Source organism: Bradyrhizobium sp. STM 3566, from assembly GCF_045571445.1.
Taxonomy (GTDB): domain Bacteria; phylum Pseudomonadota; class Alphaproteobacteria; order Rhizobiales; family Xanthobacteraceae; genus Bradyrhizobium; species Bradyrhizobium vignae.
In genome coordinates, this window is sequence record NZ_CP120692.1 from 2,160,026 (window position 1) to 2,174,825 (window position 14,800).

General features: G+C 63.7%; 14 protein-coding genes. 9 read left to right on the top strand and 5 right to left on the bottom strand.

Annotated elements, in window-relative coordinates:
• Window positions 1-32 precede the first annotated feature (32 nt).
• Window positions 33-1,013 carry an ABC transporter substrate-binding protein gene (locus P6U27_RS10265; RefSeq protein ID WP_407193978.1) on the bottom strand — a complete coding sequence of 327 codons (981 nt, stop codon included), beginning with the start codon at window positions 1,011-1,013 and terminating at the stop codon, window positions 33-35.
• Window positions 1,014-1,491: 478 nt separating this feature from the next.
• Between P6U27_RS10265 and P6U27_RS10270 the strand changes: the two genes are divergently transcribed.
• The 9 genes from P6U27_RS10270 (at window position 1,492) to P6U27_RS10310 (ending at window position 10,330) form a co-directional block, all read left to right on the top strand.
• On the top strand, window positions 1,492-2,592 hold the full coding sequence (locus tag P6U27_RS10270; protein ID WP_122402066.1) for an ABC transporter substrate-binding protein: 1,101 nt from the start codon (window positions 1,492-1,494) through the stop codon (window positions 2,590-2,592).
• A complete protein-coding gene (locus P6U27_RS10275; RefSeq protein ID WP_122402067.1) occupies window positions 2,570-3,592 on the top strand; it encodes an ABC transporter permease in 1,023 nt (340 codons plus the stop codon). Before P6U27_RS10270 ends, P6U27_RS10275 begins: the two co-directional genes overlap by 23 nt.
• Complete coding sequence (locus P6U27_RS10280) at window positions 3,586-4,383, top strand: ABC transporter ATP-binding protein (RefSeq protein ID WP_129143970.1); 798 nt, start codon at window positions 3,586-3,588, stop codon at window positions 4,381-4,383. The genes P6U27_RS10275 and P6U27_RS10280 overlap by 7 nt, the downstream gene beginning before the upstream one ends.
• On the top strand, window positions 4,377-5,549 hold the full coding sequence (locus tag P6U27_RS10285) for an acyl-CoA dehydrogenase family protein (RefSeq protein WP_407193979.1): 1,173 nt from the start codon (window positions 4,377-4,379) through the stop codon (window positions 5,547-5,549). Before P6U27_RS10280 ends, P6U27_RS10285 begins: the two co-directional genes overlap by 7 nt.
• A gap of 21 nt (window positions 5,550-5,570) precedes the next feature.
• The gene (locus P6U27_RS10290) at window positions 5,571-6,671 is read left to right on the top strand and encodes an LLM class flavin-dependent oxidoreductase (RefSeq protein WP_407193980.1); all 1,101 of its coding nucleotides are present in this window, start codon (window positions 5,571-5,573) and stop codon (window positions 6,669-6,671) included.
• The gene (locus tag P6U27_RS10295) at window positions 6,668-7,606 is read left to right on the top strand and encodes an ABC transporter substrate-binding protein (RefSeq protein ID WP_407193981.1); all 939 of its coding nucleotides are present in this window, start codon (window positions 6,668-6,670) and stop codon (window positions 7,604-7,606) included. Before P6U27_RS10290 ends, P6U27_RS10295 begins: the two co-directional genes overlap by 4 nt.
• Before the next feature lie 251 nt (window positions 7,607-7,857).
• Window positions 7,858-8,703, top strand: coding sequence for a CmcJ/NvfI family oxidoreductase (locus P6U27_RS10300; RefSeq protein WP_129143967.1), 846 nt, complete (start codon window positions 7,858-7,860; stop codon window positions 8,701-8,703).
• A gap of 102 nt (window positions 8,704-8,805) precedes the next feature.
• A complete protein-coding gene (locus tag P6U27_RS10305; protein ID WP_122402073.1) occupies window positions 8,806-9,120 on the top strand; it encodes a septal ring lytic transglycosylase RlpA family protein in 315 nt (104 codons plus the stop codon).
• Between the two features lie 40 nt (window positions 9,121-9,160).
• The gene (locus tag P6U27_RS10310) at window positions 9,161-10,330 is read left to right on the top strand and encodes a Gfo/Idh/MocA family protein (RefSeq protein ID WP_407193982.1); all 1,170 of its coding nucleotides are present in this window, start codon (window positions 9,161-9,163) and stop codon (window positions 10,328-10,330) included.
• A 359-nt stretch (window positions 10,331-10,689) separates the two neighbouring features.
• Here P6U27_RS10310 and P6U27_RS10315 read toward each other — a convergent pair whose 3' ends face one another.
• The 4 genes from P6U27_RS10315 to P6U27_RS10330 form a co-directional block, all read right to left on the bottom strand.
• Window positions 10,690-10,962: a hypothetical protein gene (locus P6U27_RS10315; RefSeq protein WP_129143965.1), complete on the bottom strand. Its 273-nt coding sequence runs from the start codon at window positions 10,960-10,962 to the stop codon at window positions 10,690-10,692.
• A 499-nt stretch (window positions 10,963-11,461) separates the two neighbouring features.
• Entirely contained in the window at window positions 11,462-11,647 is a 186-nt protein-coding gene (locus tag P6U27_RS10320; protein WP_407193983.1) for a hypothetical protein, read from the bottom strand.
• A gap of 415 nt (window positions 11,648-12,062) precedes the next feature.
• Window positions 12,063-13,373, bottom strand: a complete 1,311-nt coding sequence (locus tag P6U27_RS10325) for an ABC transporter substrate-binding protein (protein WP_122402076.1) — start codon at window positions 13,371-13,373, stop codon at window positions 12,063-12,065.
• 187 nt (window positions 13,374-13,560) lie between these two features.
• The gene (locus tag P6U27_RS10330; RefSeq protein WP_407119898.1) at window positions 13,561-14,799 is read right to left on the bottom strand and encodes an ABC transporter substrate-binding protein; all 1,239 of its coding nucleotides are present in this window, start codon (window positions 14,797-14,799) and stop codon (window positions 13,561-13,563) included.
• Window position 14,800 lies beyond the last annotated feature (1 nt).

Here is a 14,800-nt window from a genome sequence, read left to right on the forward strand (position 1 = left end):
GAGGCGAAGCGCGCGCATCCCGCCGCCTCCGCCTAATTCGATCCCGCGGCTGCAGCCGTGAAGCTGCGGTCGACGGCTTGGCTCACGTCGAGCTTCTTCGGCAGGATGCCGTAGCGTGTCGAGCGATCCGAGGCGGCCTGGATTTCCTTCACCACGTTCTCGTCGATCACGATCGGGCTGGTGCGCTGTGCCGTGTAGGCCGACAGCAACACGTCTTCCGGCAGCTTGGTCAGCTCGGCCGTGTTCTTCGCGTATTCACCGAGGTGATCCAGCGACCACAGTCGCGCCTTGTTCAGCCGGTGCACCAGGTCCTGCACCGCCACGCGCTTGGCGGCGATGGCACTGTCGGAGGCGACGATGAAGGTGATGGTCGGTGTCAGGCCTTCGCCGTGGGCGATCACGCGGGCCTTGTCCTTCAGCGTCGCGAACGAGACGTAGGGCTCCCACACAGCCCAAGCGTCGACCAAGCCCGCTAGCAGGGCGATCTTGGCATCGACCGGGCCGAGCGGCGCGAAGGTCGCGTCCTCCAGCTTGATCCCTGTCTTCTCCAGCGTGGCGTCGATCAGGAACTGGCCCCAGCCGCCGCGCGTGCCGGCGAGCCGTTTGCCCTTGAGGTCTGCAGCCGATTTGATCTGTGAATCCTGACGCACCAGGATGGCCTGCGTCCTCGCGTCCGATCGCGTGCCGCCGATCGCCTTGATCGGCGCGCCCGTCGCATAGACCGAGAGGAAGGAGAGGTCGCCGGTGTAGCCGACGTCGAGCGCGCCGGCATTGAGCGCTTCGAGGATCGGCGCCGCCGCGGGAAATTCCGACCACTCGATCCTGTAGGGCAGGTCCTTCGCATAGCCGGAGATCTCCAGCAGTGAGCGGTTGCCGCCTTTCTGGTCGCCGACGCGCAGGACGACGGTGTCGGCCGCGAGCGATGCGGCAGCGGTCGACAATGTGATGGCGGCGGCCAGCAGCGAGGCCGCGAGCCGGCGGGTGATGGAATGGTCGTGGGCGTTGATGCTCATTGGATCCGTCTTGTTGCGTCGCTCACGAGGCGTGAGCGGACGATGCAGCGAGACGATCAAGTCTATGAGCGCGAGATACGCAGTCAATGAAATGGCCAACCGTATTGCATGCGCGATCGGCAAGGACGTTTCAACGAAGCGAGGCTTTCGAGAACGCGCGAGTTGCGCAGCGGAAAGATGCGTACGGATGAAGCAAGCGAGGGAATCGCGGTGCGCTTTGCATGACGATGCGGCAGCGAAAATCCTTTCATCGTTCCCGCACGCGCCGATGGAGAGAATGACTTCGCTTCGCGTCACATTCGAAATTCCATTTCATTGACGATGTGGCGGCCGCGCCGCATGATTTGCGCATCGCATCAACGCGGCGCAAAAAGCGCCGGCGGGAAAACTTTCTCTCAACGCAGCTCCGCACGGAACATGCGCAACGCGAACCGTTGCGCAAGCGGCGGAGCCGTGCCAGCGCAGGAGCCAGGGGCCGATGAACAACGACAACAAGCGCAGCGGATCGACGCTCGACCGGCGCCATCTGCTTCGGGCAGGGCTTGCCGCCGCCTTCGCGGCGCCACTCGGTGCGCTCGGTGCACAGGCTTTTGCACCGCGCGCCATCGCGCCCGGCGTCGATTTCTCGGAGTTTCCGCTATGCCGCACGGCTTCTGATGTGCCCGCTCTCGCCGGCGCGCCGCGCAAGCTGAAACTATCGTGGAACGCGGGAGCAGTGTGCCTCGCGCCGGTGCCCGTTGCCATCGAGCACGGCTTCTTCCAGAAGCACAATCTCGACGTTGAGCTCGTCAATTATTCCGGCTCGACCGACCAGTTGCTCGAGGCGATCGCGACGGGCAAGAGCGACGCCGGCCTCGGCATGGCGCTGCGCTGGCTGAAGCCGCTGGAGCAGGGTTTTGACGTCAAGATCGCTGCCGGCACCCATGGCGGCTGCATGCGCGTGCTGTCGCGCGCCGACTCCGGGGTCAGCAAGCTTGCCGATCTCAAGGGCAAGATCGTCGCAGTCGGCGATCTCGCCGGTCCTGACAAGAACTTCTTCTCGATCCAGCTCGCCAAGCTCGGCATCGATCCGGTCAAGGACGTCGACTGGCGCGCCTATCCCGGCAATCTGCTCAACGTCGCCGTGGAGAAGGGCGAGGTGCAGGCGTTTCTGTCCTCCGACCCGCTCGCCTATCTCTGGCTCAAGGACACCCAGTACAAGGAAGTCGCGTCCAATCTCGATGGCGAATACCGCGAGAAGAGCTGCTGCATCCTTGGCCTGCGCGGCAGCCTGGTGCGCGAGGAGCCGCAGGTCGCGCGTGCCATCACGCAGGCGTTGCTCGATGCCGCGATGTTCAGCTCGCAGAATGCGGCACTCGCGGCAAAATCGTTCCAGCCTTATGCGCCAAAGGCGGCGACGCTCGCCGACATCGAGGGCATGGTGCGCTACCACACCCATCATCATCATCCCGTCGGCGACGTGCTCAAGCGCGAGCTCAAGGCCTATGCCGACGATCTCAAGAGCGTGCAGGTGTTCAAGCCGAGCACAGACACCGCCAAATTCGCGGAGCGCATCTATGTCGACGTATTCGCTGTCTGACGGTCTTGCCTCCGGCGCGCCGCGCACCTCGCGCGCGCCGCTGCTCGCGACCTGGATCCGGGAGTCCGGCGTCGGCGTTCTCGCCAGCATCACCTGGAGCGCGTTCGGCCTGTCCTGCCTGTGGTGGGAAGATGTCGGCGACTGGTCGCGCACGCACTCGCTCGGCATCGCCGCCTTCGTCATCGCGGCCGTGGCGCTGTTCGGAACCGTCGGCGCTGATTATCTCGGCTCGGCCGGAAAGGCTTTGCGCAAGCGGGCGCCATGGCTCGTCGCCCTCGGTGCTTTCCTGACGCTGTGGGAAGTCGCGACCGCAAAGCTCGCGTGGCTGCCGCTGCCGTTCTTTCCGCCGCCGCAGGCGATCATCGAGGTCTACACCGACGATCTGCCGAAGCTGCTCGACAGCGTGTTCGCGTCGGTCAAGCTCCAGCTCGGCGGTTATCTGATCGGCGCCACGGTCGGCTTCTTGACTGGCGTGTCGATCGGCTGGTCGCGCGCGGTCGGCTATTGGGTGCATCCGGTGCTGCGCTTCATCGGTCCGCTGCCGGCGACCGCCTGGCTGCCGATTGCCTTCTTCACGTTCCCGTCGAGCTGGAGCGCGTCGACCTTCCTGATCGCGCTGGCGACGGGCTTTCCGGTGACCGTGCTGACCTGGTCGGGCGTCGCGAGCGTCAGCAACGCCTATTACGACGTCGCGCGCACGCTGGGCGCCAAGCCATCCTTCCTGGTGCTGAAGGTCGCGATCCCCGCGGCGCTGCCGCACGTCTTCGTCGGCCTGTTCATGGGACTAGGCTCGTCATTCGCCGTGCTCGTCGTCGCCGAAATGATCGGCGTCAAGGCGGGGCTCGGTTGGTACCTGCAATGGGCGCAGGGCTGGGCTGCCTACGCCAACATGTATGCGGCGCTGATCGTGATGTCCTTGCTCTGCTCCGGCGCAATCACGCTGCTGTTTTCGATCCGCGATCGCCTCTTGGTCTGGCAGAAGGGGACCGTCAAATGGTAGCCACCGCTCTTGCCGAAGCCGTGACGCATCCGGCCGCCGGCGCTGCGCTCGACATCGAGCAGGTCAGCCACGCCTTCGATATCGACGGCATCGAGCTGCCGGTGCTGAGCGACGTCAGCATCTCGGTCGAGCCCGGCGAGTTCGTCGCGCTGCTCGGTCCGTCCGGCTGCGGCAAGTCGACCTTGCTGCGGCTCGTTGCCGGCCTCGACAAGCCCAAGGCAGGAAGGCTGCGGGAGGACGAGGAGCGCATCAAACATCCGCATCCTTCGCGCGTGGTCGTGTTCCAGGATCCGACCCTTTTTCCCTGGCGGTCGGTCTGGGACAACGTCGCCCTGGGCCTCGAGGCCCAGGGCATCCTCAAGAGCCAGCGGCAGCGTGTGGACGACGCGCTCGATCTCGTCGGGCTCTCGTCGTTCCGCAATGCCTATCCGCACCAGCTCTCCGGCGGCATGGCGCAGCGCGTCGCGCTGGCGCGGGCGCTGGTCAACGATCCCAAGATCCTGATCCTCGACGAGCCGTTGGGTAAACTCGACTCGCTGACCCGCATCACCATGCAGGCCGAGCTGGTCTCGCTCTGGCAGCGCAAGGCGTTTACCACGCTGCTGGTGACGCATGATGCCGAGGAGGCGCTGGTGCTCGCCAACCGGGTGATCGTCTTCAGCGAGCGGCCGGCGCACGTGAAGGCCGACATCCGCGTCGATCGTCCGTATCCGCGCCATCGTGGAGATCCGTATCTGGCTGACCTGCGTCGTCAGATCCTTGGCCTGTTGGGGCTCGACGCCACATGGTAACCTCCATAGCCAAGGGTCGTACGGCTCACAGCGAATCCGACTACATCGCCCGTGCCGAGACGCTTGCGGCCGGCTTTGCGGCGCGTGCGGCCGAGCACGACCGCACCGGCAGCTTTCCGTTCGAGAATTTCCGTGAACTGTTCGAGGCGGGCCTGTTGTCGCTGACGGTGCCGTCGGCCCATGGCGGCGGCGGAGCGGGCGCGCGCTACGCCGCGCGCGTCATCGGCATCTTCGGCAAGGCGGATCCGTCGACCGCGCTGGTGCTGTCGATGCACTACATCAATCATCTCGTCATGGCGCGCAGCCAGACCTGGCCGGCGCGGCTGTCGCGCAAGCTCGCGCGCGAGAGCGTCGAAGGTCTTGCGCTCGTCAACGCGCTGCGCGTCGAGCCCGAGCTCGGCTCGCCGGCGCGCGGCGGCCTGCCGGCGACGATCGCGCGCCGCACCGAAACCGGCTGGCGCCTCTCCGGCCACAAGATCTATTCGACGGGCTCGCCGATCCTGAAATGGTACCTGGTCTGGGCGCGGACCGACGAGGCCGAGCCGCGCGTCGGCCAGTTCCTGGTGCCGGCAGGCCTGCCGGGCACCCGCATCGTCGAGACCTGGGACCATCATGGCCTGCGCGCCAGCGGCAGCCATGATGTCATCTTCGAAGACGTCGTGATCCCGCTGGATGCCGAAGTCGACCTGCGCAAGCCGGCGGACTGGCGTGCGCCCGACGCCACACAGGCGACCGTCCACACCGTTTTCGTCGCCGCGATCTATGACGGCGTTGCCCGCGCGGCGCGCGACTGGCTGATCTCCTTCCTGAAACAGCGCGTGCCCGCCAGCCTCGGCGCGCCGCTCGCGACCTTGGCCCGCGCGCAGGAGATCCTCGGCGCCATCGAGGCGCGGCTCGCGGTCAATGCGCGGCTGATCGAGACGTTCGCCCGCGACTTCGATGATGGGGTCCAACTGTCGTCCGGCGAATCCAACGCGATCAAGTTGACCGTGACCAACAATGCCGTCGCCGTGGTCGAGGACGCACTGTCACTGACCGGCAATCACGGCCTGTCCCGTAGCAATTCGCTGGAGCGGCACTATCGCGACGTGCTGTGCGGGCGCGTGCACACGCCGCAGGACGATTCCACCCGCATCGGCCTCGGCCGCACCGCACTGGGCCTTTAGGAAAAGCAACAGGGAGACGACATGTCGATCGAGTTCATCGGCTTCATCAGCAACAACAATTCGTCCGAGACCATCGTCCGCGAAGGTCCGGTCCTCAATCCCACCCACATCGAGACGGTGGCGAAGGCGCATGAGAATGCCGGCTTCGATCGTGCGCTGCTGGCGTTCCATTCGACATCGCCGGATGCGCTCCAGGTCGCGCAGCACGTGCTCAACCATACCGACCGCCTCAACGTGCTGATCGCCCAGCGGCCCGGCTTCACCGCGCCGACATTGCTGGCACGGCAGTTCGCGGTGCTTGACCAGTTGTCCCGCGGCCGCGTTGCGCTCCATGTCATCACCGGCGGCAATGCCACCGAGCTCCGGCAGGACGGCAATACGATCGACGACAAGGACGAACGCTATGTCCGTACCTCCGAGTTTCTCGATGTGCTCAAGCTGGAATGGACCAGCGACAAGCCGTTCACCTACAAGGGCAAGTATTACCAGGTCGAGAACGCCTTCTCGCAGGTGAAGCCGTATCGTCCCGAAGGCATTCGCGTCTATTTCGGCGGCGCCTCCGACGCGGCGATCGACGTCGCCGGCAAGCACGCCGACACCTTTGCACTGTGGGGCGAGTCCTATGCGCAGGTGCGCGATGTCACTTCGCGCGTCCATAACGCGGCGGTGAGGCACGAGCGGCCGACGCCGCGCTTCAGCCTGTCGGTGCGGCCGATCATCGCCCCGACCGAAAAGCAGGCTTGGGAAAAGGCGGAGGAAATTCTGGCGCGCGCCACCGCGCTGCAGGACAAGACCGGTTATCGCAAGCCGGCCGACGGCCACGCCACATCAGGCGCGCGGCGTCTGCTCGCGCTCGCCGACCAGGGCAGCCGGATCGACAAGCGGCTCTGGACCGAGATCGCAAAGCTCACCGGTGCCAACAGCAACACCACCGCGCTGGTCGGAACGCCCGCGCAGGTGGCGGAGGTCTTCGGCGATTACTACGACCTCGGCATCAGCCATTTCCTGATCCGTGGCTTCGATCCGCTGATCGATGCGATCGAATACGGCCGCGAGCTGATCCCGCTGACGCGCGAGCTGATCGCCAAGCGACAGGCCGTTCGCGGCGAGGCGGCGGAATGATCCGCCTCGTGCTGGCCGGCGCGCTGCTGCTCGGTTGGTTCGAACTGGCGGCAGCGCAAACCACTCTGCGCGTCGGCGATCAGAAGGGCAATTCGCAGGCCGTGATGGAAGCGGCCGGCGTGCTCAAGGACGTCCCCTACAAGATCGAGTGGAAGGAGTTTCCAGCGGCAGCCCCACTGCTGGAGGCGCTGAGCGCGGGCGCGATCGAGACCGGGCTCGTGGGTGATGCGCCCTTCACCTTCGCCGCCGCGTCGGGCGCCCCGGTGAAGGCGATCGCCGCGATCCGCCAGACGCGCGAGGGTCTCGCCATCCTCGTGCCGGAGAACTCGCCGATCAAGACCTTTGCCGACCTCCGTGGCAAGAAGATCGCCACCGGCCGCGGGTCGATCGGCCATCAATTGATCCTCGCCGCGCTCGAGAAGAACGGCTGGAGTGCGAGCGACGTGCAGATCGCCTTTCTGGCGCCGTCCGACGCCAAGATCGCCTACATGCAAGGCTCAGTCGATGCGTGGTCGACCTGGGAGCCCTATGTCAGCCAGGAGGAGGTACTGTTCAAATCGCGCCGCATCATCTCCTCCGAAGGCCTGACACCGGGTCTCAGCTTCCAGGTGGCGCGGCAAGAGGCCATCCGCGACAAGCGCGCCGAGCTGACCGATTTCGTCCGGCGCCTCACCGCGGCGCGGGCGTGGTCGCTGAACAATATCGACAGCTACGCCGCGACCTGGGGCAGGCTGATGAACATCCCGACCGCCGTGCCGCAGAACTGGCTGTCGCGCGCAAAGATTCGCATCGCGCCGATCGATGATGGCGTGGTCGCCGACGAGCAGAGCACGATCGAGCTCTATTTCCGCTGGGGCCTGATCAAGCAGAAGCTGGATGCAACCGAGATCGTCGACCGCTCGTTTGCGGACGCGATTGCGAAGGCGAGGTTGTAGTACACTCTCTCGTGTCCCGGACGCGCTGCAGCGTGAAGCGCTGCTGCGCCGCGTCCGGGGCACGAGGCCTCACGAACCGCTCAAGCATCTGTGAGACGAGAATGGCGTTTCCATAACACTCGCATTTCTCGACGTTTTCATTCTTCACTCCTCACTGCTGACAACACCCTCGTTGCTATTTGCATCGCACCTCTTGCGGCACGGTGCACTCCCGCAAAGATCAATTCGACGACCACATCGGGAGACCGGCCATGGGCCTGCAAGAAACAAGAATCGAATCGCTTCCCTTCGTCACTGCCGAACTCAACTATCTCGCCCCGACATCAGCCAAGCCGCGCACCTATGCCTTCGATCCGCCGCCGGGCGAGCCGAAGAGCACGTCGCTGCCGGAGCCGCATCAGGTCCCGATCTTCGACGCGCGGCTGATCGCGCAGAACTTCTCGCTTGATCGCGAGGGCTTTGCGCTGGTGCGCCATCCGACCCAGGTGAAGGATTTCTACGACGACGAGGAGGTGAGGACGGTGTACTATCCGGCCGTCGAAGCCTTCCTGCGTGCGACCCTGAAGGCCGATCGCGTCTTCATCTTCGACCACACCGTGCGCAAGCGCGTCGAGGGCGCCCCGGACATCCGGGGCGGCGGGCCGCGTCAGCCGGCGACGCGCGTTCATGTCGACCAGACCGCGGTTTCCGGGGCCAATCGCGTGCGCGAGCATCTGCCTGATGAAGCCGAGGAGCTGCTGAAGGGACGTGTGCAGGTGATCAATCTCTGGCGGCCGATCCGCGGCCCCTTGCGCGATTCACCGCTCGCCATGGCCGACGGCACCACGGTGGCGGCCGACGATCTCGTCGCCTCCGACCTGATCTATCCCAACCGCCGCGGCGAGATCTATTCGGTGAAGTACAATCCGAACCACCGCTGGTTCTATTTTCCCGAGATGACGCCCGACGAGGCGCTGCTGCTGAAGTGCTACGATTCCGCAACGGATGGTCGCACCCGCTTCGGGCCGCATACCGCATTCGTCGATCCGACCACGCCGGCCGATGCGGCGCCGCGCGAAAGCATCGAGGTCCGAACGCTGGTATTCCACAAGCAGTAACAAAGTGTGATGGCCCTGCCGGGCATTCCCGGCAGGGTTCCCGGAACCTGAGGGAACAAGCGACGTTTGCAGCGCCGGGCAGGCCAACCCGGGAGCGGTGCCGTGCACGCGCAGACGACTCTATTGCTTGGTCTCGTGACTTTATCTCTTGCCTTGATGTCCGTTGCAAAAGCCGAAAGCGGCCTTGCCTCCTATTACGGATACGCAAAAGCCGGCAAAGGCGGCGAGCTGACCTGCGCCCACCGCACGCGCCCGTTCGGCAGTGTGCTCAGGGTCTCCTACAGCGGGCGCACGATCCAATGCCGCGTCAACGATCGCGGCCCCTTCATCCGCGGCCGCATCGTCGATCTCTCGGTGCCCGCCGCCCGCGCGCTCGGCATGATGAGCGCAGGCGTGGTGCGCGTCTCGGTGGATTAGACCTCGAGGCACGCTATAGTGCCGCCCAAAAGGGGGCGCCATGGCCAGAATCAGGGTGGGACTCGTCGGCTGCGGCTTCGTGTCGGAGCTGCACATGTATGCGTTCCGGCGTGTCTATGGCGTGGACGTCGAGGTCGCGGCCGTGGCTGCGCGCGGCGACAAGGTTGTCGCATTCGCCCGGCATCACAATATCCCGCGCGTTTACCGGAGTTTCGCCGATCTGATCGCGGACCGCGAGCTCGACGTCATCGACATCTGCACGCCACCCAACCTCCATGCCGGGATGATCGTCGCCAGCATGCAGGCCGGCAAGCACGTCATCTGCGAAAAACCGTTCGCCGGCTATTTCGGCCGCGAGGGCGACACGCAGCCGATCGGCAAGCGCGTGCCGAAGGCGCTGATGTATGAGCGCGTGATCGAAGAGATGAACCGGACGCGTGCTGCGATCGAGCGCACGGACAAGCTCTTCATGTATGCCGAGGACTGGATATACGCGCCTGCGGTGACCAAGATCGCCGAGATCCTCAAGGCGACCAAGGACAAGATCCTGTTCATGAAAGGCGAGGAGAGCCATTCCGGCTCGCACGCGGCACATGCCGCGCAATGGGCGATGACCGGCGGCGGCTCGCTGATCCGCATGGGCTGCCATCCGCTTTCGGCCGTGCTGTATCTGAAGCAGGTGGAAGCCAAGGCGCGCGGCGAGACCATCCGCGTCGCCAGCGTCACTTGCGATGTCGGCAACGTCACCGCCGGGCTGAAGCCCGAGGAACGCTCTTACATCAAGGCCAATCCCGTCGATGTCGAGGACTGGGGCACGCTCACCGCCACCTTCTCCGACGGCACCAAGGCCACCGTGTTCTCAGGCGACATGATCATGGGCGGCGTGCGCAACCTGATCGAGACCTACACAAGCGGGGGCTCGCTGTTCGCCAACATCACCCCGAACACGCATCTGATGAGCTATCAGACCTCCGAGGAAAAGCTCGCCAGCGTCTACATCACGGAGAAGGTCGACCGCAAGACCGGCTGGCAATATGTCTGCCTCGAGGAGGAATGGACGCGCGGATACTTGCAGGAGATCCAGGACTTCATGGAATGCGTCGCGACCGGACGACAGCCGCTGTCGAACCTGGCGCTCGCGTACGAGACGATCAAGGTGAACTACGCGGGGTACTGGGCGGCGGAGGAGGGGCGAAGGGTGGTGTTTTAGTGATGAGGCCGCTGAGCTGGCCGCGCGCATGGCCGAGCAGTGAGCGCGCAAACAAAGAAAGCCTAAAGCATGATCCGGAAAAGTGCGAAGCGGTTTTCCGGAAAGATCATGCGTAAACAAGAAGCTAAAGCGCGATGACGATTCATCCAAATCTCATCGCGCTTTAGGAAATCCACTTGAGGAAATCCACTTGAGGAAATCCACTTGAGGAAATCCACTTGGGAATCCCTTGGGCTATTTCTCGGCGAAGCTCGTATTTGAAAGCGTGCGAGGTCTCTATCTGGACGCCCGCCCTCGATTCTTCTTCTCAGGCTGGTCGATCCATTGTGATCGCGCTTTCAGTCCTCACACTAGCTTCGTCAATTGCCCTGATAATTGCAGGACACGCACATATGACCATCTTTATCGAAGTTCTCTCTAGCATTGTAGCCTGAGTCGCGCAGATTCTGCCTATAAAGTGTCGAGGCAGATCGTTGGTCAACACCACCGCCTGTTGGAACGCCAACAGCCATCATAGCTGATCCAGTATGGTGTCTGTTATGGAGTGATGAACGATGACGCTGATCACTACCAGCATTAGCTGATACAATACCAACAGCCAAAATAGCTGCAACAAGAAGTGCCGTCTTCATGATACACCTCTCAGATATAGGCAACGTAGTTGCTGCCAAAGCAAGGCGACTGCTTCTGTCACCCGGTTCATTGTGAACTAGCTCGCATCTTGGCATCGTTCGAAGGTCGAGAGCTTTGCTCGCCGAGAGAAGTCCTCACCCATCTCGCCGCCGTGCGGCGAGACACCCTCTCCCACAAGGCTGGTGCACCGTCAGCGCGGTATGTGGTGCTTACGTCATTGCGGCACAGATTGATTAGCCGCGCGCTACCGCCGTGACCTTTCTTCGAAATGGCGCCAAGTGTTCCAGGCGATGGTGGCAATGCGATCACCGAGCTTGATGCCGTCGCGCTCCAGGCCGCCTGCCAAGCTCCGACAGTCATTAAGTCAAAAATGGTCCGGCACGAAACTCAAGCAATCGACGCAGTATAGAATTCGGCGCATTCAATGTTGCTTCCTGGGGGACGATCTTTCTTGATTGCTGTTGCGGCGAGGGGAGGCCTCCTGTTTCGTGGCGCGCTTCAACTCTGTGCGCCGTGCCGGACTTCGTGCTGTGTGTCCGCCGTGCCAAAGCTACTCTGATCAGCAGCATCGCAATCCGCTTTTAGAAGCTCAGGACGATTGCTCGTGAGCAGAAGCTGTTTCCGCATTTCTGTAAGGCGGGCGCGGCAATATTCGCGATAGAGCAGCTCGAACATGGCGGGCATGGTCACCCCCATCGTTGACTATCACTATTATGCGTATTCCCAATAAGGGTCGCCGCTGGATGCGTGCCCGTTCGCCGGCTGCGCCAGCCTTGCGACATGCGAAAAAAGGAGCAGGGTCAATTACCTAAAGGCTATTATAGCAGGCTCGTGTTTCAGTAAAACTTCGTCCCACAACTTCAGGGCGTGGCCGCGCGATCGAATATCCAACCACAGCGCGAAAATAACTACCACTGGATGCAAGCACCATCGGCTGCAACGTCTCCAGCGCGGCGGGGGTTCGTTGCGGCACCGATTGGTTGGCGCGCTGCTTCACTCGCGGAGACAGATCCCTCACCCGGCGCGCCGCTCGCGCGGCGGGCCCCCTCTCCCACAGCAAGACCACGACAAGCGGAGAGGTGCACCGTCAGCGCGGCGGTTACGCCCCGTAGGTCGAGCCTTTCGGAAGCGGGAACACCGGGTCCTGCGTTCTGATGTTGGTCGGCCACACCACCGAGATGTGCTCCCCGGCGTTCTGCATCACCACCGGTGTCGAGCGTTCGTTCTGGCCGGAGAGCGGGGTGCCCGGCGGGAAGAATTTCACGCCATAGCCCTGGATCGTGCCGCCGGCGGGAATGTCGACGTCGAGCGCCGCCTTGCGAATGGCTTCGGGGTCGAAGCTGCCATACTTCTCCTTGGCGACCGGCAGCACGTTGTTGAGCAGCACCCAGGTCTGGTTGAAGCCCATCGAGCAGTGCGGCGGCACGTCGGTGGCGCCGGTCTTGGCCTTGTAGCGCGTCACCATCGCGTTGATCAGATCGCCCATGCCGGGCGCGAGCTTGGCAGGATCGAGCAGCTGCGCCGGCACCGGATCGATGTTGCAGAAATTGTCGATGTCGGCGCCGAAGGTGGCGCGCAGCTTGTCGAGCTGGCTGTAGCCGGCGCCGGCCCCGAACAGCATCTTGAAGCGCAATCCGCTCTCGCGCGCCTGACGCAGGAACAAGGTGATGTCAGGGTTGTAGCCGGCATGCGAGATCACGTCGGCCTTGGCACGCTTGATCTTGGTGACGAGCACCGACAGGTCCGGCGCCGAGGCCGAATAGCCCTCGCGCAGCACGACCTGGATGCCGGCCTGCTTGGCATAGGCCTCATCGGCAGAGGCAACGCCGACGCCATAGGGGCCGTCCTCGTGGATCAACGCGACCTTGACCTCCTTCGGGTCCATGCCGAGCTTGGCTTTCGCATGTTCGGTGATGAAGCCTGCAAACGCCTGCCCGTACTGATCCGAATGGATCTGCGCGCGAAACACGTATTGCAGGTTCTTGTCCTTGAACACGGCGGTCGAGACCGCAGTCGTGATCCAGAGGATCTTCTTCTGCTGCTCGACCTTGGCCGCGAGTGGCACCGCATGCGAGCTCGCATAGACGCCGTTGAGAATGTCGATCTTCTCCTGGTTGATCAGACGTTCGGCCTCGTTGATCGCAACGTCGGGCTTGCTCTGGGAATCCGCGGCGACCGGAACGACCTTGGTCTTGCCGCCGATACCGCCCTTCTCGTTGACGAGATCGATCGCGATCTGCGCGCCGATTGACGAGGCGACCGAGCCGCCGGCGGCGAACGGGCCAGTGAGGTCGTAGATCAGGCCGATGCGCAAGGTCTCGGCTTGCGCCTGGGCCCTGGTCCAATCGAGGCTGAGTGCGGCGGCGGCAGCCGCCGATGTCTTCAGCAGCTGCCTGCGTGAAGTCGGCATCCTATCCTCCCTCAAAAGCGTCTTATGATTGGTTGTTGTTTTTTGCGAAGTATGGGGAGCGCGACGATTGAAAGTCAACAGCGCCCAAGGTCGATAGGCGCCGGCGGCGGCACAACGCACCTGCGAAAGACAGCGAAAAGCCCACCGCTCCCGTCGGAGCGATGGGCCTGATGCGGGCGTGAGCCAATTACTGCGACAGCTTCACGAAGTTCGGAAACTTCATCTTGCCTTCGGCGATCTTGTCGGGCCAGACCACGACCTGCTTGCCGTCCTGCCACTGGAAGACCAGGCCCGTCACGAAGCCGGGGCCGGATTTGATGCCGTGGGTGAACTCGTCGTTCTTGCCGTAGAACTGGATCTTGCCGATCGTGCCTTCGTAATCGGTTTTCTCGAGCTCGGCGACCATCTTGTCGGGGTCGGTCGACCCGGCCCGCTTGATCGCGTCGGTGATGATGTAGACCTCGTCATAGGCGGTGTAGCCGGTATAGGCCGGTGGGGTGCCGAACTTGGCCTTGAAAGCCGCCGCGAACGGCTTCGTCTTGGAGGTCACGGCGACCTCGGGTGTCGCGACCGCCAGCGACGGCACGCCGTCGGCCGCGCCATTGGTGTCCTTCCAGAAGGTCGGGCTCAGGGCCTGCGCGCTGATGCCGAACATCGGGATCGGCACCTGCTGGTTCTTCCACTGCACCGTCGGTTGCACGCCGACATGGGAAATCCCGGTGACGATCACGTCCGGCTTCTTGCTCTCGATGTTGTTGAAGATCGGCGTGAAGTCGGTGGTGTCAGGGGAGAAGCGGACGTGCTCGACCACGTTGAGACCGGCCTTCGGCAGGCAGGCCTCGTAGCCGACGTCGAGCGGCTTGGTCCAGGCCGCGTCCTCGCTCATGATCGCGACGGTCTTGAACTTGAGCTTCTCGACCAAGAGATCCTTGGCCGCGTCGCAGACGAGCTGGGCTTGCGCCGCCGAGGTCAGATAGCCGTGGAAGGTGTACTTGTTCTTCTCGTAGTCGTTGTGGATCGCCTTTGTGATCTCGTTCGACGCGGCACCCGGTGTGATCAGCGGCATCTTCAGCCGCGCCGCCCAGGGCTCGAGCGCCAGCACGACCTCGCTGATGTAGCTTGCGATCACTGCTGACACCTTGTCCTCGCTCACCGCGCGCTGGAAGGCGCGCACCGAGTCCGCCGACGAGCTCTTGTTGTCGTAGGTGACGATCTCGACCTTGCGGCCGAGCACGCCACCCTTGGCGTTGATCTCGTCGGCGGCGATTTGTGCGCCGCCGGGAGTCGCCGCACCCGCGATCGCCTGCACCTCGGCGATGACGCCGATCTTGATCGGATCGTTCGACTGCGCGTAGGCGGGAGCAGCGAGGCACAACGCCAGCGCCGAGGCGAGCAGGCTGCGGTTCAAGATCGTCGATGGTCGCATG

Coding starts and splice junctions, on each gene's coding strand:
- P6U27_RS10265 (WP_407193978.1), bottom strand. CDS start 1,013: ATGAGCATCAACGCCCACGACCATTCCATCACCCGCCGGCTCGCGGCC.
- P6U27_RS10270 (WP_122402066.1), top strand. CDS start 1,492: ATGAACAACGACAACAAGCGCAGCGGATCGACGCTCGACCGGCGCCAT.
- P6U27_RS10275 (WP_122402067.1), top strand. CDS start 2,570: ATGTCGACGTATTCGCTGTCTGACGGTCTTGCCTCCGGCGCGCCGCGC.
- P6U27_RS10280 (WP_129143970.1), top strand. CDS start 3,586: ATGGTAGCCACCGCTCTTGCCGAAGCCGTGACGCATCCGGCCGCCGGC.
- P6U27_RS10285 (WP_407193979.1), top strand. CDS start 4,377: ATGGTAACCTCCATAGCCAAGGGTCGTACGGCTCACAGCGAATCCGAC.
- P6U27_RS10290 (WP_407193980.1), top strand. CDS start 5,571: ATGTCGATCGAGTTCATCGGCTTCATCAGCAACAACAATTCGTCCGAG.
- P6U27_RS10295 (WP_407193981.1), top strand. CDS start 6,668: ATGATCCGCCTCGTGCTGGCCGGCGCGCTGCTGCTCGGTTGGTTCGAA.
- P6U27_RS10300 (WP_129143967.1), top strand. CDS start 7,858: ATGGGCCTGCAAGAAACAAGAATCGAATCGCTTCCCTTCGTCACTGCC.
- P6U27_RS10310 (WP_407193982.1), top strand. CDS start 9,161: ATGGCCAGAATCAGGGTGGGACTCGTCGGCTGCGGCTTCGTGTCGGAG.
- P6U27_RS10315 (WP_129143965.1), bottom strand. CDS start 10,962: ATGAAGACGGCACTTCTTGTTGCAGCTATTTTGGCTGTTGGTATTGTA.
- P6U27_RS10320 (WP_407193983.1), bottom strand. CDS start 11,647: ATGCCCGCCATGTTCGAGCTGCTCTATCGCGAATATTGCCGCGCCCGC.
- P6U27_RS10325 (WP_122402076.1), bottom strand. CDS start 13,373: ATGCCGACTTCACGCAGGCAGCTGCTGAAGACATCGGCGGCTGCCGCC.
- P6U27_RS10330 (WP_407119898.1), bottom strand. CDS start 14,799: ATGCGACCATCGACGATCTTGAACCGCAGCCTGCTCGCCTCGGCGCTG.